Genomic DNA, 18,732 nt, shown 5'->3' with positions numbered 1-18,732 from the left:
ATTCTTCTCCTTTTGTGAAAAAGGAGATAAAATGAGATCGAAAATTTATGCTAAATCGGGAGGAGGAATAATTATTTCACCTAATTTTTTAGAAAGTTTTGCGGCTTTATAAAAAAATAATTTTTGAAAAGCAGTATGATTTAATGAGGTATTGATTGCAATAGCCGGGTTAAACGAACAAAGTAATAATTTAGCTTTAAGTAAATTGGTTTTGCTTTTTTGCGGACTAGTATTGTTTTTGTAATTTTTAATTTTAGTTAAAAAAAGATTTTCTTTTTGGTCATTAACTACAATTAAATGGACTAATTTTCCTTTTTTTTTTAAAGAAATAATATCGTGTAATTCATTATTGATCCTTATTTCATTGTTAGAAACTGCTAAATCGTTAAATTGCTTGATAGTGAGTTTTAATTTATATCCTTTTCTGAAATTTAATACTGACTGAACTTCTTTTTTTAACGATTCTAGTTTAACGTCAAAGGCTGTATCTATTATTCCGGCATGTAGAATAATGAAAAGAGTAATAGTTGTTAGAATGAAGTTTTTCAAAGGGTTTTAGAATAAATTTAATTCCCAAATATATTAAAAGAAATTAAAAGACAATATAAGTTCTCTAATTTGTAGTGTTTCTAATCTATATTTTTAAATTTGCAGTCTCAAAAAAGATAAAATGAATAACATTGTAGCCATATTAGGAGGTAATGTATCAATAGTGTGGTTCTTGTTTTTTGAAATTAAAAGAAATTGATAATCAGTGTTTATTAAATAAATTTTACTTTAAAGGGATGAGTATTGTACTCAACCTAAAAGGACTTGAACCAAATTTATCTGACAATACAGGCTTTTAATTTTTGGTGCGGGTATTATAGAAAATTTAACGAGTTTCTGGAAGATTTTTATAAAATATCATGTATTAATGTTATAGTTGGTATACAAGATCTTATATGTATTATTTTGCAATATTAGATATATTTCGTAAGACTTGCAGCACTGATGAGATAAAAAACTTAATAATTAAGTAACTCACCTTTTTTCAGCACAACTAATTTGTCTTGTTTTATAATGATTTAAAGATAAAAAGAATTTAATTAGTAAGATATATAATATCGGATTATGTGGCAATATGAGTAAAAATATTGTTTTTTTATCCGCGTATTTTAAAAATTGCTACATAATTTCCAGGGACACCTTGTATGATAAGTAGTGTTAACGGAAGGCACCAATTTGCAGAACGCTCTATTAATTCTACTATTGATTCGCCTGAAAATGGACGGCTTAAAGCTGTCAGGAAAGCCCAAGTTATTGCCCATAACAAGACTATCCGAACGGGATAGAATAATGAAAGAAAAGCTACTATGATATCCATGATACCAATAAATGGCATTAATAAAATAGCTTCTTTCTCGGAAAAACCAGCGCTTGAAAGAAGGGGAATCCATTTAGGATTGATGTTAAATGCCGTTATGCCATGACCGATGAATGTTCCAAAAACTCCTATGCGAGCAATCAGTTCTATAATTTTTAATTTCAATTGTTTCTTTTTTGGTTGCATTATTAATTAAGTTCTAAACAAAGAGTATCTATATATTATTATTATTATTATTATTATTTATTGAGCGGTTAAGATTGTCCAATTAGTATATTATGATTGTTGTTGGTTTCTCAAATTCTTTTTTAGAAATCAGCTTTCCATTTTCATCATAGAACTTCCATAATCCCACTTTTTGCCCCATATAATAAGTTCCTTTCTCTTTTTTGTTCTTATTTTCAAAATAGACTATCCATTTGCCACTGGCAAGATCTTTTTCGAAAAACCCCTCGGAAGCTAAATTCCCGTTTTCAAAATAAAAAGTATATTCACCTTGTTTTTCATTGTCGATATAATTGGCTACTTCTTGTAAATTTCCATTTTTATAAGATGATTTCCATAAACCTGTTTTCATTCCACCTTTATAATATTGCTCTGCTAATATTTTTTCATTTTCATCAAAAAAATACCATGGGCCAATTTTCATGTCTCGATCGAAAGAGCCTTTTTCTTTGATTGTTCCATTAACATAGTACGTAAAAGCTTCTCCTTGTTGCAAATCATTGATATAATTCACTTCAAAGAATAATTCACCTGTTTCATACCATTTTCTCCAATGGCCTACTTTCGTATGTTCTTTGTGGAACTCTTCTCTAAAAGGCTTTCCATTTGGATAATACTCAATCACTTTACCGTATAAAATGCCATAATCGAAGTTTCTTTCTGACTGAAGTATTCCGTCTTCATAATAACTTTTAAAAACCCCATTTTCGTTATTATTATCATAAAACCCTGTGGTGCACTTGTTGCCGTTTTCATATAAAGAAAAGTAGGTTCCGTGTAGTTTATCATTGAAGTAAATCCTTTCAGATGCCTTTTTTCCACTTGGATAATAGGTGATCCAAAGTCCTTCTCTCATTTGATTTACCAAGTGACCTTCCTCGCTAATTATTTTTGTTCCGTCAAAAAAAATCTTTTGATTTTGCTCTTTCTGCAGAATAACACTATGTTTTTGAGCAACTATTCCATTTACCCATATCAGTAAAACAATTAATCGTATTGGTTCATATTTTATCATGTTCTCTATTATTAAATGAAGTAAAAAAAAACACCAATTTAGGATTCGCGTAAAATTTCTTGTGACCTATTTCGTTCTAATTTTATTTTTTATCGATGAATACCTTAAAAATTTCACTCTTATTATAAGAAGTAACCTTAACAATATAAACTCCTGAATTCAGTCTATTATTGATATTCCAAGGAATTGCTTGTAAACCAGAATCTAAACTTCCATTAAATATGGTTTCTATTACTTCTGCTGACATATTAGCCAATTCAATTTTTACATTCTCTGATGGTGATGACAATTCAAAGGAAATTTGCGCACTTGAAACAACGGGATTTGGATAAACCCTGAGCTTGTTTTCAATTTTCCCTAAAGTTTCTGTAGTTCGCATAAGAGTAGCCGCATTATTATAAACAAATGTATTCTCAGTAGACCAAGAGCTCCACTTCAGATTTTCATCTCTATAACGAACTCTGTAATAATACATCTGTCCGGTTGTAAGCCCGTATGAAGAAATATTTAATTTTGAAATGTCTAGATTAGCATTTTTGTTAATTGGTATATAGTTTGGGGCACGAGTATCGTCATAGATATTGTACTTATCCTGTTCTTTATTAATTAATAGGGAAGTGTAATTACCCGCAGTTGTTGTAACTTGAAAATGACAAGTTTGCGGTAGATCGATGCCCATCATTGGTGATGCTGTCAAAGTAGTTAAGTTTTCCAGTCCAGTAGCTGTGGGAGTTTGTGGCTTTGCTTGATTCAAATTTAAATGGAACTCATCAACTAGTTCATTCACAGCTGGTCTGTTGCTGTTTCCAAAACTAAATGTTTTCGCAGTAAAGGATTTGTTATCTACATCAATATCCAGCAAAGTCCATGAATAAATATCTTTACTTACTTTTATTTCGGGATAATCGGTTTGATTAGCATACATTCCCCAACGATCGAGTGTAGAACCTGCACCACCTGACAATTCCAAATACATATCGTGAGTTCCTGTTGTAATATCAGTTACACCTCTTTCATAATTGTGGGAATGACCATAAACAAGTAACGCATTTTTTGGATATTGTTTTAATTTTGGAAGTATGCTGTTTTGCACAAAAACCTCATTGCCATCTGGCCAAATCTCGCTATGTCCGGGATGATGCAAAAATGAAAACACAAAATCAATATCGGTATTCGTATTCGATTCCTGTAATCTTGCGTCTATCCAATTAATCTGATCACTTACTTTATAACCTGAGTTACCATTGACAGCTAAAATTTGGGTATTACCATAAATATAATTGTAGAATTTTTCATTATAGGAATGCCCAACTGGGTAGCCATTAGTTAAGTCTTCATATTTCATGTATTTAAAGAAGTTAGATGAGTCTCCTTCATGATTACCAATACTAATCATAGATGGAATAGAAGCTGTCAAAGGAGCAAAAGGGGTGAAATATTCATTAGTATATTGACTTACAACAGATCCGGAAGAAACAATATCACCACAATTTAAGATTAAATCTATCGAGTTGTGAAGGTTTGGACCATATAATTCAACCAATTTACCTTTAATTTGTAGCACATTTTGAGTCGTTTTGGCTATATCGGTTCTATTGTCACCCAATAATACCATTCTAATGTGTTGATTTGGTGTGTTTTTTTGTGTGGGCGTTCTAAAGGCATTAATGGAAGAAGCTGTTGTGCCGTTATAACATTGATAAAAATATTCCGTATTAGGTTGTAAACCTGTTAATTTTACAGTGTGCCAATAATAATTTGCGGTGTTGCTTATTCTTTCCCAAGTTCCAGTAGTTATCTGATTTAAATTAGTATTACTTGTACCGAATTTCACTAGAGGATTTTGTGTTACATTGGAGGAATGCCACGAAATATATGTAGATGTCGGTGTGGCTGTTTGCAAGTAAGGATTCATTCCATTTGTATCGGGTGCAGGGGTATGGCCATATCCACTAATTGTTGCTACTTCTGCGGCAGTCAAAGTTTTATTGAAAACGCCCATTGAAGCAATATCCATCTGATTGTCCTCACCATTATCATCTGCCAACAGCAACAGGAAAGGGTCCAAAGAGTAACGTCCATTTAGAGTATTTGGAAGACCTGGATTCCAGAGTTGTCCATCAATATATATCTTTATTGCATTACCGACATCAACAGTTATTACCAATCGGTACCATTGATTTGGCAAAACAATCGAATTTGAATAAGTCAAAGCACTAACTCCAATTTTTCCGGCGGGATTTATAAACAAATCAGCATCATTAGAATTACCTTGATTGGTTTGAACTAAACTATAATATTGCCCAATTGACGGAACTTTGAAGTCAATCATTACTGAATATTTATTAGGATATGTTTGCCCATAGGTTGGCACATTTGGATTGCATTTAAAATAATTCCCTAATGTTTTCCTTACTGCAAAATCCCTAGCTGTAGGGCCTGGGACTTGAGTAAAAATTCCTTGTGCCTCAAGACTGTTTCCTACTTGTGCTTGAACAAGATTGGTGCTATTTTCAAAATTCCAATAGCCAGAGAGAGACCCTGTCCAATTCTCCGGAACAAAATTAGTTTGCCCGATACCTAAATAAGTAACTGAAAAAAGCAACAATGTTAATATTTTTTTCATTTTGATTTTATATTTTGTTTTGCTAATATTTAGCTTTTATTTTAATTATGGAATTATTGATCAATATCTTAAAATGATAATAACACTTCTTGTGTAGAGGTTTATTATTTATTCAATTAGGAGGTCTTTTTGTTAATTTTAATTTAACATGCCAGTTTAAGTGGTTGTGATTCTTATTTGAAGAAAATATATTATGAATTTATTTTAATCACTATAGAGTGAATTTTTCTATGATTTCTAATCAATTGATACAGTTGAGGAAAAATACTTTCCTATACTATGTATTTTGTTATATATTTGCAGTATGACAAATGAATTTATAGACAAATGGCAGTTACAAGTAAAGAAAGGGACTTTATCTTTTATTGTATTACTTGTTTTAAATGAGAAAAAACTTTATGGCTACGAACTCATTGACAAAATTAAAAAACTAACGGATATTGAAATTGCAGAAGGAACTTTATATCCATTAATGAACAGACTCAGTACAGAAGGGCTTTTAAATTCAGAATGGGTGGAGCAAGAAACTGGAATTCCACGAAAATATTACGTTATTACATATTTAGGAAAAGAAACCCTAGAAGAAATGAAAAAACATTGGAATGATTTACAAATACTACTTAACAATTTAATGTGAAAATATGAAATTAAATAAAATAAATTTTGAAAGTAAAGATGCAAAGGCAATTTATGAAAATTACTTAAAGCAAATTCAATCTGCAACTAAAAAACTATCTAAAGTGGATCAAGAAGATATCCTTTTGGAATTAAACAGTCATATCTATCAGAGTCTAAGTCTACAGATCGATAAAGATAATGAGGTGGGCAATCTTCTAAATGTTCTTGATAAAATAGGTATACCGAACGACGTTTTAAAGCCGTTAATTGCAGAAAAAAAATTAGTTCAAGCAACCACAACTTTTAATCCGTTTCATGTGCTTCAGGCATTGACATTAAATATATCCAACGGAATAATTTACATCGCTTTTTCTATTGTATATTTCTTATTATTTATTTTTGGAATAATGACTATTGCAAAATTATTTTATCCTTCCTCTATTGGTTTCTTTTATAAAGAAGGAGAAATATTTAAGTATGGTGGTTTTTCCAATGAAAATGTTAAGCAATACGAAGTTCTAGGAGATTGGTTTATTCCTATTACATTAATTATTTGTGTTATGTGTTATTTTTTGATTACTTTACTTTTAAAAGTAAAAAGAAACTTGAAATAACATTGTATTAAAAATTGTCTTTCGATTAGAAATAAAATCTCATAGAATTTAAGGGGGATAATTTTAAAAAAAAAGTAAATTTAAAGTTGTCTAAAATAGGACAAGAGTAAGGCTAACAATGCTTTTACATAATACTTTCACAAAAGAAAAGGGTTCTTTATAAAGAACTCTTTTGATTACTCATAAGTTAAGAACGATTTTAAATTTTCTTTTACGAAAAGTCATTTAGAGCGATTTAATAGAATGAAAGTTTTTTGATTTAAGCAGTTAAAGACTTTTGATTTATTTTATTATTAGCTATGTTTTTTGCTTTTTTAAAATGAGTTTTATAATTGCTCGCAGTTGATAGTCTTCCGGAAAAAGTTTCTTCGGGAAAATTACCTAACAAAGAAGATTGTGAACGAACTATTAAAAAAATGTTTAATAGTTGGATTTATGTTTTGAAAACCTCCATCGCTAACAAATTTTATAATATTAGAAATTAGATATTTTAATAGACATTTAGGAAAAAACAGCTTTCATTGCTTTTGGATTTGACCTGTTTTATGTTCTATCTCTAAAGATGTTTTTTGGAAAAGTGATCCATTAAAACAAGGAATATAATGTTTTTTGCTAACCAATGTTTTTATGATAATTCTATCAGCATACCAAACGTCATTTGGTTAAGTAAACAATGTTTTATTTTGGACTTATATGTCTTGTGATTTTTCTGCTGAAAGTGAACACCTAATTCCGGAGTAAAGTGGACAGTGTTTTGATGATGCTTTCTTGGGTTAAAATTAGAGAAAATTTTTTATTGCTTTTCATTTTTTTTCTCATGGATTCTCCCTTGAGTTCAAAGCGGGTTGCCGAGTGAATAATCCGATCCAAAATTGCATCGGCGATTGTTTTTTCTTCAATTAGATCAAACCAGTTTTTGACTGGTATCTGTGAGCAGAAAATGGTTGCTCTTTTTTGATTTCTGTCCTCTATTAAATCCATTAATATCATTTGTTTTTCATTGTTGATAGGTTGCAAACCGAAGTCATCAATAATGAGCAAATCATGACTTTCTATTTTGTTAAGTTCCTTGATATAGGAACCATCAGCTTTAGCTATAGTTAATTTCTGGAAGAGTTTCCTAAATTATAATAAAGGACTCTGTGTCCTTTAATACAGCTTTGGTGTCCCAGAGCTGTTGCCAAAAAACTCTTCCCTGTTTCAGTGCAACCCGTGATGATTATGTTTTCATTTCTGTCAATAAAGGAGCAATCCGATAGTCGAGTGAGAAGATTCCGATCTAGATTCTGGTCTTGGGTATAACTCATCTCTTCGATTGATGCCTGATAATGGAATCGGGCATTTTTAAGTAACCTCTCGGTACGGGTATTGTTTCTGTGGTTATGTTCAGATTCAATCAGTCAGGCAACAAATTCGTCATTAATAAAGGTATCCTGATTTCTGGTCTCGAATGAGGATTCGTAAGCTCTTTTCATTCCACCAAGGCGCATTTGATACATCTTTTCGATAGTAGCATGTGTGTTCATATTTATGATTGTGTTTAATTTAAGAGTTAAGCGTAATATTTAGATCCTCTGATGTTATCGTGATTCGATACCGAGACATTGAATAAATCGGGTTGTGTTTCTTCTTTATCAAGGCCTTTTTCCAAGATGTTTTTGATTGAATTATAACCTATGGCGTCATAACTCAGTGCGGGTTTACAGGCACTATTAAGACGGTCTTTTCCTGTTTTGGCAGCAAGGTTCAATATTCCGACACAGCTCTTATAGCCTTGTTCAGGCTACTGTTTCTGATTTAATATTTTCTCGATATATTCCTTCACTGATGCTCCTGTCTTTTCTGCCCAATTGATAAAATATTTCGGACTCGAGTCTGCGTTGTAAGTATGATTCACAGGCACGTGTTCTTTTACCGTTACATAGTGGTAGGCTTTTCGACTCCTTGGATGAAGCGCAATTCTGGTTTGGTTATGATAGATTTTTACTGTACTTTGGGTAAGGACTAATTTTACTTTTTTACCCAAATAAGCATTGGGAATACTGTAATAGTTCTTGTCGGATGAATAATAAACATGGCAATTCGTTTGTACTGTGGCGATTTTATAGTCTCCAAGTTCATATTTCTCAACAGATAAAGATTTCAAGGCCTCCTTCTCTATTTCTAGAAAAAGCTCCATGCGACTGTATGGTTTCTTTTGAAAAGGGCTTTGATTATAAATCACAAGAAGCTCTCGTATGGCCAAATTTAATTCTACAATACTATAGAATTCTTTATTCCTGGAGTCATTCTGAATCGCTACACACAAACAGGAAATACTAAAGTCCCTTATCAAGATAATAGTGTTAATTTCGCTTTCCAGGTTAATCCTGTCGGGATTCGTGTAGGTAAAAAATTCGGTGCATTTACAGAAGCTGGATTTGGAAATAGGGGATTTATCAACCTAGGACTTAATTACAAATTTTAAATTATAGCATCTTAGTTAATTAAAAAAATAAGTTGTACAACTCGCTTATAAATAACTGAATAGTATTTTCTAAGGAAATGACTATTCAGTTATTTTTTTAACAAATAAATAACTACGCAAATTATATAATAATTTAGATAATGGCTCCTTTTGTCATATTTAAAGCAGAAGTTATTCTTTAGGAATTTATCTCTCAGTTTTTTGAAAAATTAAGAGAATAACTCTCGGAAAATTTAAAAAAGACATCTTGTTAGAAATCATCCTATAAAACTAAATAAAATTCATTGGATCATCTCTTTGCGATCTCCTCCCAAAATAGAACTGTATTTTGATGGGATAGTATTTTCACATGGATTGCACCTGTTAAGAACTCTTAAAGTAATTAAAGTTAAACTACAGGTTTTTCAAAAGTATTTATGAGTATCAGATCATAATAGAAATATATTAACTTTTTGTTTTTTTTAAATGATAGCTGTAACCAGTTTAATGTAAAATAGAGAAGAGTCTTTTTTTATTAATTTATTTTACTTAAAAATCTTTCCAAATTGTCGTTTGTTATTTTTTCAACTCCATTTTCTGTTTTTTTTGCAATATTGATTACGTGTAAAACATTTTCATCCTCATTTAATAAACACTCCCAAATTGTACCATCAGAAAAAATAATAGCAGAAAATAAATCATCTGACGGATCTTTATTATAATAGGATAATTTTTCGGTTTTAAGAAGTTTCTTTTCTTTTGTCTGAGTATCTAATTCATAAAAGGAAATTTGCTCGTAATTAATTTCAACCAATCTGTTTAAAAAAAGCTTATTACCATTGGTATTTACGGACCACAACGGTTTGTCTCCAACTAATTTCCAGGTTCCAACAACTTTATCCATGATTCTTTTTCTTAGAATTTTCCTCAAAGTGTCTATTCTTTTGACTGACTCTATTCCGATTTCATTTTCCGATTTCATTTTAGAAGCAATAGAAAATAAAGCAAGTGCATTTTCATAATCGGCTTTTTTATAATAAGAAATAGCTAGCTCATACCTATTTTTTTGATAGATAGTTTTTGGATCACTTTGTGCAAAACTTTTAACCGACGCGATAAATAAAAGAACAATAAAGTAATTAGTTTTCATTAGGGAAGATTTAGTTTTTGGAAATACGTTTTGTTACTCCTTTAGTATTTTGTTAAATAAATTTATATTAGTTTTTATCAATATTTTTTTTGTATTTTATCTTGTTCCGCTGATAATGAGCTACCGGGGCTGTACAATGAATTCTTCGTGTTAAGTATCTGCATTGCACGGATACGATAATTACTATAATTTTAACAGTTGTCTAAATTCTTATTCATTGAAGGTTGAGGGGTTAATCCCAAAGATATAGGATACATTGGGATATTTAATTTTGTATTGGCTTAGATTATTAAAATCAATGTTGTTAAAGCTGTCCGACATGTTTTTTTTGTATAGTATTTACCACAGCTCTAAAATCTCATCATAAAAATGATAAGACAATAGGGCTTCAAAACTAGACAAAAGAAAGATGCTTCGCTTATGGTTTTGTCAGCATTCAAAGGCTTTATCGGTGTTTTTTAATCCAAGAGTTTTCTTCAAATGTTTTTTTAGAAATCTCTCTTGGCTTGTGTTTGTAAATTTTGTAATATAGTTTTAGTTGTATTTTAGGGAAAAAACGATTTATTTTACGTTATTAAAAGTATAGCCATCTGGGGGTAAATAAAAATAAAAAACGTAGAACTAGTTCTGTTGTAATGTAGATTTATGTGTATTACTAGCTACACTAGTAAATAGGGGTTTAAATAATATAGAGTTAAAAAAATCATAAAAAATTCTTGTTTAGAATATTATTCTTTCATTGTTTTATTAGTTGGCCTAATCTGGAATTATTCTGAAAAAAAACAAAGGAGTTTACGCTGTAGAATTCAAGGTACTTGGTAGTAGATGATAGCATTGGTACATCTCTAATTTTAGGATAGAAATAAAACTATTCTATAAATTTTATAATGGAAGGGACCGTTTTCTGAAATAATATAGATAAATGCAACTACAGTATGAGTAATTTAGTGAATACTTTTTCTAGTATTCTCAATACTCGATTCCGTCATTGAGTAGGAAGACTTATTGTAATTTCTTTTTTTTGTAAAGAATCCCTAATAGTAGTTTTATTATGGATTTATTTTTTATTGAAAATTTTTTCTATTTCTATAGGGATTTACTTAAACTGTTAAAAAGAGGTTTGTTTTCAAAAACGTATATTAAGTTTCCATTAAATTCTTTAGCTTAATGTTTTTATCGCATATATTCTCAACATTTCATGGCAATACCACCTAATGTAAAACTAAAAAGATTGAATCAACTACAACAAAGCTAAGCAAGAAAGATAACTTTGCTATCATAAGTAACTTTTGTGTAAAAACATATTGGATTATACTTGTTTTAGTAGATGTAATACTACGTCATTTTCGAATTAGTTCTATGTTTTTTATTTTTATTTAAATTTGGAGAGCTATATATGATAGGTATAATATTAGGATGCTGCTTCACTTAAAATACAACCAAAAAATTTACAAAGAGATTTAAAAAAAAAGTATTAGCGATAATTATTTTACTGGTATAATCAAATAGTCTCACTTTAGGTTTAACCAAAAATATATAATTATTATTCATTGTTTATATGGAAATGATAAGGTCCTATCGCATATAAAGTTAAGTTTTAATTTTGCTTTTTTTTTAGTTTTTAAAACTTATAAATACAAAAGTTTCTTGTTATCCATATTCTATGATTCTGTAGGCAGTATATTTCAAACTTAGGTTTATGTTAAGTTATCTGGATGGTGAAGAGATAATGAAAATGCATTAAGTTAAGTTTGTCCATGCTATAATTCAACTTTGGGTATGGAAGTTTGCATCATTATTGGAAAAGCAGATCAAGAAACGTGAATTAAGAGCCGGAAGCCATTAAAGGATGAACGAGACTTAGTATTAAGATTAATGGACAGTGGTTTTATCTGTAAAGAGCAATTGATAAATTTGGTAATGCGACTGATTTCTATTAACTACAAGAAGAGAAAGGAGCTGTGCTTAGTCATTTTTAATCTAGGTGATCAAAAAAAATTGTAACTCCAGATTAATAAATATTGACAAGAATGACTTAGATATTAGAGCGATTAAAGTTTAATACAATAGTTCATTTTCTAAAATAGCACTCCGACAATTTATAAGCTTAATAAAATATCTGAACAGGATTCTAGTCTTATTATATGGATTGGGTTAAGATATTTGAATCAGTAAAGAGAACTCTTAGTGGAACTGAGCTTGTGTATATGCTTTGAAGAAACAAATAAGGAATTAATGATGTTTTAATAAAATAGGTGCGGCAGAACCAAACTTTTAATTGATATACTTATGAAAACAGAATTTTGGATAGAAAAAAGTTGGAATGATTCTATTGACAATGCTACAATTCAGGATATTAATATTGCAATTGAGCAAACAATTAAAAAAGATGGAGAGCATAGTGCTTTTTGGATCGGACACACTGAGGAAGAATATGTACTTAAAATTCATAAAAATTTAGACTTGTTTTTCATTTATGGGGAGAATCAAAATAAACAACTAACCATTAAGACTGATAATTGGGAAGAAACTAGATATTTTATTCAAAAATATTTTACTAAGGATTTTTTAGGACTTAAAAATGAAATAGAATTGAAGTCATTTTCTAATTGTTGGTTTGTGTATAATTCTGGGAAATAAAAATAACAAGAGCATATATCATTGTGAGAATATTGGAAAGCAAATAATTTAAAAAAAAGGTGTTATTTTATCGGTACTATGCAGATATCTTTCTTAGTCAGAACTTTATCGGGAATAGCATCAAGAATACATTTTTTTAAAGCCTTTATTAAATTCTTTTTTACATAATTACTGTAACAAACCAGACCTATTTCCCTCACAGGAGAGGGAGCCGAAAAGCTATTTAATTTCTCTTTTTGCTTGGCATCAAGTGTTAGAAGTGAGAGCTCCGGTAATATTGTTGAACCCAAATTCAGGTCAACCATCAGTTTTAAGGTTTCGATACTGCCTGACTGATATTCGATTCTTAAATCTTTAGAATCTTTAACCCTTAATTCGCACAGATTAAGAATTTGATCTCTTAAACAGTGTCCCTCCTCCAAAAGCAAAAGCTTATTAAGATTAATATCCTTGGGTAGTATAAATTTTTTCTTACAGGAATTTGCATTTAGTTCGCCATAATGAAAGAATTCTTCAAAAAAAAGGGTATCTTCAATGAGTTCCTTATCCTTCATTGGGAGTGCCAATATTGCTACATCAATAAACCCTTCTTTTAATTTTTGTTTTATTTTCTCGGTAGTCATTTCATTTATGATGACTTTAATATCTTTATAAGTATTTGTAAAATCAGCTATAAAAAGTGGCAGAAGATAAGGTGCCAATGATGGAATAATTCCTATTTTGATAACACCCTTTATATCACCGCTGTCTTCCGTTACTATTTCTTTGATCCTGTTGGTTTCCCTAAGAGCAATCTTTGCCTGGGCCACTATTTTTTTTCCAACATCAGTTGGAACCACCGGGTGTTTACTTCTATCAAATAAAACAACATTTAATTCCTCTTCCAGTTTCTTTATCATGCCACTCAATGTAGCCTGGGTAATATAACACGCTTGAGAAGCTTTTAAAAAATGGCGGTATTTATCTACTGCAATTATATATTCGAGTTGTTGTATGTTCATGGTGTTAGTTTTTATCTATATCGTGTTAGTTAATATCAGTTTGCATCTGTGAAACCACGAATATACATTTGCTTTCATAAAAAAAATACATTATGAGATTTAAAAACATTATGGCCATATTGCTGATTACTATGACAGCAGCAGCGCAACAAAAGCAAATCACAACCAATACGGGAGCCCCTATTGGAGATAACCAAAACTCGAAGACTATAGGTCAGGATGGGCAGGTACTTCTTGAAGATATACATCTTATTGAAAAGTTAGCGGCATTTGATCGGGAGCGTATCCCCGAAAGAGTTGTTCATGCTCGAGGTACTGGGGTCTACGGTGAATTTGTATCTACGGAAAGTTTTACAAAATTCACGAAAGCATCTCTGTTTGAGAAAGGAAAGGTAACCCCTGTTTTTGTACGATTCTCAACCGTAGTCCATGGTAACGGCTCTCCAGAAACATTACGAGATCCAAGGGGATTTGCCGTAAAATTTTACACCGATCAAGGAAATTATGATCTTGTTGGAAACAATCTGCCTGTATTTTTCTTACGTGACGCAATGAAATTTCCAGATATGGTGCATGCTTTTAAACCTTCACCGGTAAGCAATAAACAAGATCCAAACAGGGTATTTGACTTTTTTAGTAACATTCCCGAGGGTACCCATATGCTCACGCGTGTTTATTCTGACTATGGTATTCCTGCAAGTTATAGAGAGATGGATGGTTCAGGAGTACATGCCTATAAATGGGTAAATAACTTAGGTGATGTTGTTTATGTAAAGTATACATGGAAATCTCTCCAGGGAGTTAGAAATTTAACAGCTGTTGAAGCAAGTGAATTACAGGGAAAAGATTTTCAACATGCTACTGTTGACTTGTATGATAATATCAGAAAGGGGAACTTTCCTCAATGGAAACTTTATGTTCAAATCCTGAAAGCTTCCGATTTTGAAAAACTGGATATAAACCCTTTGGATCCAACTAAGATATGGCCAGAAGATAGTATTCCATTGCAATTGGTTGGAAAGATGACCTTAAACAAAATACCAGATAATTTTTTCCAAGAAGTTGAACAGTCCGCATTTTCTCCAGGCACACTTGTTCCTGGCATAGAGCCATCGGAAGATAAGTTACTTCAAGGACGTTTATTTTCTTATTTTGATACGCAGCGTTACAGAATTGGAGCTAATTTTCAACAATTGCCGGTTAATATGCCTAAAGCCATTGTTACAACAAATAATCAAGATGGAGCTTTTGCAACTCGAAAAACCAATGGAGATATAAATTACCAACCGAGCGCCTCGTTAAATGGTTTCAGAGATAATACTGATTATACATATTCTAAAACTGCTTTTGTTAATACAGTCACAGCACAGCAGAAAATAAGTAAACCAAATGATTTCAAGCAAGCAGGTGAATTTTATCGCACGTTGAGTGAAAAAGAAAAGCAAAATTTAATTCTCAATCTGAGTGCTGACCTGAAGAGCGTAATAAGTAGGGATGTCGTTCGGAAAATGGTTGGTTATTTCTATATGGCTGACAATGATTATGGAAAGCGTCTTGCAAAAGAATTATCAATTACAAGAGAGGAAGTTGAAAATATGTTTTCTCCAAGACAATAACTTATGCAAGCCTATGATTAATAGCAATTTTTTACTATCAATACTATTTCTAGTGATTTCACATCTGGCGGTAGCCCAAGAAAGTATTTTTTCTGCTGCGCGCACCAACAATATCGAAGAGTTAAATAAAATTTTAGTTGAAATCAAACAGATAGATACTGTAGATCAACGAGGCAGTACTGCTCTTGTAATAGCATGTTATAATGACAATTATGAAGCCACTTTATTGTTGCTAAAACATAAAGCAAATCCGGAAATCTGTGATAAAATGGGGAATACTGCTCTTATGGGGGCAAGTTTTAAAAAACTTGACAGGATTGTACAATTATTACTGGATTATAATGCTAATATTAATCAACGTAATTTTAACGGTGCCACGGCATTGATTTTTGCAGCAACTTTTGGAGCAGAAAATATTGTAAAGATTTTGTGTGAGAAAGGAGCTGATAAAAGTTTAAGGGATAATTTTAATAAGACTGCCTTTGACTATGCTTTGATTCAGGAAAATAAAACGATTATGAGATTATTAGAATAAAGTAAAAACTTCGATTTAAAGAGGCTGTCTAAAAGTACGGACAGCCTTTTTTTATTCGAATATCAATATGGTTTTTTAAACATTTGATTGTGAAAAGGGTAACGGCTTTTAAGACTGCCTCTCTATAGGGAATGAATGTAAACAATTGATTAAATAGATTTTTAAGGATATTTTTTCAGATGATAAGGGGAATATTGAGACCGAATAAAGAATTCGATTAAACTACTTTCCGGCGTATAGTTGGAATTTATATTAATATTCCACAATATTATCAGTTTCTCTCCCTAGGGGTACGTGTTTTAAAATACATACTAAGGATAGTATATGGTATCTAATCTAATACAAAGTAGAAGTAGAATTTCAATCTATGTGTTATTGATTATTAATCTCTTAATTTATTGTAATTGCGATATGTAGATTTGTAAAAAAAAGCTGTAGAATCGGTACTTTGCAGGCGTTTGTCTATATCGTGACCCTGCTGATAAAGAATTTGAACCAGATAATTTTGACATTATTTAAAATTTTAAAAGCCTCTGGTAAGAGAAATTTTGTATCATGACGGGTATGAAAAAGTCATATAAGAAATGGTGTGTTAAAATTATGTTTATTAGGATTGTGATATATAGTCAAAAATATTATCGAGTTCTAGAAAAAGTATTTACTAATTAGAAGTGCTTTTATCAATACATTCTTAGCTAACAATTATTACCAATTGCTACAATTGAAAAGATTGAGCACTGCTCTTTTGTCTTCAATTGGTCAATAGAAATAAGCTTTATTATCATATGCATTCTCCAATTTATTTAATCTATTACACCTTTAATCTATAGGAGAAAAGTTTTTGTGCTCGTTAGTCTGGTGGAAAATTATCTTAGATAATCTTTTTATTTGTAGTGTTCATAAAATTTATTCTTAAATATTTCATTTGGATCATATTTAAGTTTTAATCTGAAAAATTTACCGCCTTGCGGATAAACTCTTCTAAATGTTTTCTTGTCAACGTGAAGTCGGTACGGTAAATAATAAGTTCCCTCAAATTCGATTGCGATATCTACTAATTGCTTGGTTAAAAGTTTCATCTCTTTTTCGTGCTTGCTATTTTTTTTTTTGATTGAACAAAAACACGAATCCAAATACCTTTTCCTTTGCAAAGTTTAAATAACTATCGTTGTCTTTATAAACACTCCTTATAGTTATATTTAGCAGATCAATATGCTTATTTGGCAAAACGTCTTTAAGTTTATCTATGTATTGTTTAAAATGTCGCTCTGGTATAAAATATTCCTGTAAAATATCGGTTGAGGTTTTGTCTTTGTTTTCAATTAATGAAACGTTATCATTTAATAAATTATTTCTTGTAAAAGTTTCATTTATCAATATTTTGTTCATACCATTTTCTAAATCCCATCGCAATCGTTTTCCATATTCACTATTGGCTGTACTTCTAAAAACCAATCGTTTGGAGCTTTCATTTTTTTTATTGTGCGGAGGTATTTTTTTTGGTTTTTTCTTAATTTTTTCAAAATAATTAAGTGTTACTTCTTCTAGAAAGTGCTTATTAGATATTCGTAATCTTCCAAATACTAATTTGACTTTAGGATTGTCTGAAATCAATTTTTGGTAATACTCTACGTAATTTTCTGGAGTTAATCTAATGTATTTAAACTGTAATGTTTCGTTATCAACCACTTCAAGTTTTACATCAAGAATAATTCCAAAAAGTCCATAACCTCCAATAACTAAACTGAATAATTCTTTATTTTCAGTGCGACTACAATTTAATATTTCTCCTTTGTAGTTCATTAGAGTAAAGGAAATAATGCTTGAAGAAATTGGAGGAGAGTCTTTTTGCCAACCATGCCCATTTACACTTATTGAGCCTCCAATTGAAAATGAACTGAATGCTTGCATTACAGCTATTGATTTATGAAATTTATCTAAGTAATTTATAGCATCTTCCCATAGAGCCCCTGAACCAATTGTTAGAATATTATTAATTGTATCAATTGTCATTTCTTTATAAGGCCTCATATTTAAAATAATTCCGTTTGGATACATGGTATGTCCACCCATGCTGTGTCTTGCACCAGCTATAGAAATTGAAATTTTGTTAGTCTTAGAATAATCAAGAATTTTCTTTAGTTGAATTATTATTTTATTTTTAGAATTGGGAACATTAATTATCGAGTCAATTTTTGTCAAACTGAGTTTACTTGCGTCATTTGTATAATTATTCGGAATTTGAATTTTAATATTCTCCTCGTTTAAATAGGTTTTTACTAAATGAAAAGTAGGAATTAAAATGAAAATAATTAGTCCAGCTATGAGTAAATAAAATAGGTGTTTTTCTTTTCATTGCTTAATATCTGTTGATTATTGAATCGTTGTATAATACATTTTATTGTTAATAAGTTTGGGAAGTCATAAAACTAAATGTTTTTCTGTGTAACGAATATACCAATTAAAAAGATAGTTCATCCAAAGCTGTAAATCTTGCCCAAAGGTTGTCTTTTTTTAGGAATACTAAGAGGATAGGGAGGGGATGTAATTTTAGTTTTTTAGACTGGTATCAACAAACATGATAAAAATTAAAAAAAAATACTCATTGTTTTTTCTGTGATTTCCTTTTTCTTTAGGTAGTACTAAAGAAACCTGTTTATAAATTATTTTGAAACTTTCGATCAAAATTATTCCTTCTTATATCGATAATTAATTTCACTATTAATTAATATTTCTTATATTCTAAATCATCAAATGTGGAAAAACCGGTCAATTTGACCACCTAATTCCGGAGTAAATTGACCACCCGTTCCGGAGCAAACTGACCACCTGATTCCGGAGCAAATTGACCACCAGGTTTTGTGGTTAATTAACGATTAA

17 protein-coding genes are annotated in these 18,732 nt (G+C 30.6%); 5 read left to right on the top strand and 12 right to left on the bottom strand.

What is annotated here, in order from left to right; genetic code table 11:
• Window positions 1-45: 45 nt before the first annotated feature.
• From ACN1CN_RS21775 to ACN1CN_RS21760, 4 genes are all read right to left on the bottom strand, one after another.
• On the bottom strand, window positions 46-549 hold the full coding sequence (locus ACN1CN_RS21775) for a hypothetical protein (RefSeq protein WP_419137639.1): 504 nt from the start codon (window positions 547-549) through the stop codon (window positions 46-48).
• A 595-nt stretch (window positions 550-1,144) separates the two neighbouring features.
• Window positions 1,145-1,531: a hypothetical protein gene (locus ACN1CN_RS21770; protein ID WP_419137638.1), complete on the bottom strand. Its 387-nt coding sequence runs from the start codon at window positions 1,529-1,531 to the stop codon at window positions 1,145-1,147.
• 103 nt (window positions 1,532-1,634) lie between these two features.
• Window positions 1,635-2,606, bottom strand: coding sequence for a toxin-antitoxin system YwqK family antitoxin (locus ACN1CN_RS21765; protein ID WP_419137636.1), 972 nt, complete (start codon window positions 2,604-2,606; stop codon window positions 1,635-1,637).
• A gap of 82 nt (window positions 2,607-2,688) precedes the next feature.
• Window positions 2,689-5,232: a fibronectin type III domain-containing protein gene (locus tag ACN1CN_RS21760; RefSeq protein ID WP_419137634.1), complete on the bottom strand. Its 2,544-nt coding sequence runs from the start codon at window positions 5,230-5,232 to the stop codon at window positions 2,689-2,691.
• A gap of 304 nt (window positions 5,233-5,536) precedes the next feature.
• Here ACN1CN_RS21760 and ACN1CN_RS21755 point away from each other — a divergent pair, with 304 nt between their 5' ends.
• Both ACN1CN_RS21755 and ACN1CN_RS21750 read left to right on the top strand, forming a co-directional pair.
• On the top strand, window positions 5,537-5,869 hold the full coding sequence (locus ACN1CN_RS21755) for a PadR family transcriptional regulator (protein WP_419137632.1): 333 nt from the start codon (window positions 5,537-5,539) through the stop codon (window positions 5,867-5,869).
• Window positions 5,870-5,873: 4 nt separating this feature from the next.
• Complete coding sequence (locus tag ACN1CN_RS21750; RefSeq protein WP_419137630.1) at window positions 5,874-6,464, top strand: hypothetical protein; 591 nt, start codon at window positions 5,874-5,876, stop codon at window positions 6,462-6,464.
• A 726-nt stretch (window positions 6,465-7,190) separates the two neighbouring features.
• Here the strand turns inward: ACN1CN_RS21750 and ACN1CN_RS21745 are convergent.
• The 6 genes from ACN1CN_RS21745 to ACN1CN_RS21720 form a co-directional block, all read right to left on the bottom strand.
• Window positions 7,191-7,538, bottom strand: coding sequence for an ATP-binding protein (locus ACN1CN_RS21745; protein WP_419137659.1), 348 nt, complete (start codon window positions 7,536-7,538; stop codon window positions 7,191-7,193).
• 26 nt (window positions 7,539-7,564) lie between these two features.
• Entirely contained in the window at window positions 7,565-7,861 is a 297-nt protein-coding gene (locus tag ACN1CN_RS21740; RefSeq protein ID WP_419137657.1) for an ATP-binding protein, read from the bottom strand.
• 3 nt (window positions 7,862-7,864) lie between these two features.
• Complete coding sequence (locus ACN1CN_RS21735) at window positions 7,865-7,990, bottom strand: hypothetical protein (protein ID WP_419137628.1); 126 nt, start codon at window positions 7,988-7,990, stop codon at window positions 7,865-7,867.
• 26 nt (window positions 7,991-8,016) lie between these two features.
• Window positions 8,017-8,214 (bottom strand): hypothetical protein, encoded by a 198-nt coding sequence (locus ACN1CN_RS21730; protein WP_419137626.1) that lies wholly within the window; start codon window positions 8,212-8,214, stop codon window positions 8,017-8,019.
• 33 nt (window positions 8,215-8,247) lie between these two features.
• On the bottom strand, window positions 8,248-8,643 hold the full coding sequence (locus ACN1CN_RS21725) for a Mu transposase domain-containing protein (protein ID WP_419137624.1): 396 nt from the start codon (window positions 8,641-8,643) through the stop codon (window positions 8,248-8,250).
• Window positions 8,644-9,445: 802 nt separating this feature from the next.
• Window positions 9,446-10,060: a hypothetical protein gene (locus ACN1CN_RS21720; RefSeq protein ID WP_419137623.1), complete on the bottom strand. Its 615-nt coding sequence runs from the start codon at window positions 10,058-10,060 to the stop codon at window positions 9,446-9,448.
• Between the two features lie 2,289 nt (window positions 10,061-12,349).
• Here ACN1CN_RS21720 and ACN1CN_RS21715 point away from each other — a divergent pair.
• Window positions 12,350-12,700: a hypothetical protein gene (locus ACN1CN_RS21715; protein WP_419137621.1), complete on the top strand. Its 351-nt coding sequence runs from the start codon at window positions 12,350-12,352 to the stop codon at window positions 12,698-12,700.
• A gap of 62 nt (window positions 12,701-12,762) precedes the next feature.
• Here ACN1CN_RS21715 and ACN1CN_RS21710 read toward each other — a convergent pair whose 3' ends face one another.
• Window positions 12,763-13,701, bottom strand: coding sequence for a LysR substrate-binding domain-containing protein (locus ACN1CN_RS21710; protein ID WP_419137619.1), 939 nt, complete (start codon window positions 13,699-13,701; stop codon window positions 12,763-12,765).
• 92 nt (window positions 13,702-13,793) lie between these two features.
• On the opposite strand from ACN1CN_RS21710, the gene ACN1CN_RS21705 reads away from it, so the two are divergent.
• Both ACN1CN_RS21705 and ACN1CN_RS21700 read left to right on the top strand, forming a co-directional pair.
• Window positions 13,794-15,317, top strand: a complete 1,524-nt coding sequence (locus ACN1CN_RS21705) for a catalase (protein WP_419137617.1) — start codon at window positions 13,794-13,796, stop codon at window positions 15,315-15,317.
• Between the two features lie 13 nt (window positions 15,318-15,330).
• Window positions 15,331-15,852, top strand: coding sequence for an ankyrin repeat domain-containing protein (locus tag ACN1CN_RS21700; protein WP_419137615.1), 522 nt, complete (start codon window positions 15,331-15,333; stop codon window positions 15,850-15,852).
• Between the two features lie 1,095 nt (window positions 15,853-16,947).
• Here ACN1CN_RS21700 and ACN1CN_RS21695 read toward each other — a convergent pair.
• Window positions 16,948-18,054, bottom strand: coding sequence for an FAD-binding protein (locus ACN1CN_RS21695; RefSeq protein WP_419137613.1), 1,107 nt, complete (start codon window positions 18,052-18,054; stop codon window positions 16,948-16,950).
• Between the last annotated feature and the right edge of the window lie 678 nt (window positions 18,055-18,732).

It is taken from the genome of Flavobacterium sp. T12S277 (assembly GCF_048514875.1).
In the GTDB taxonomy this organism is placed as follows: Bacteria; Bacteroidota; Bacteroidia; order Flavobacteriales; family Flavobacteriaceae; genus Flavobacterium.
This window is presented reverse-complemented; position numbering and strand designations above follow the sequence as displayed.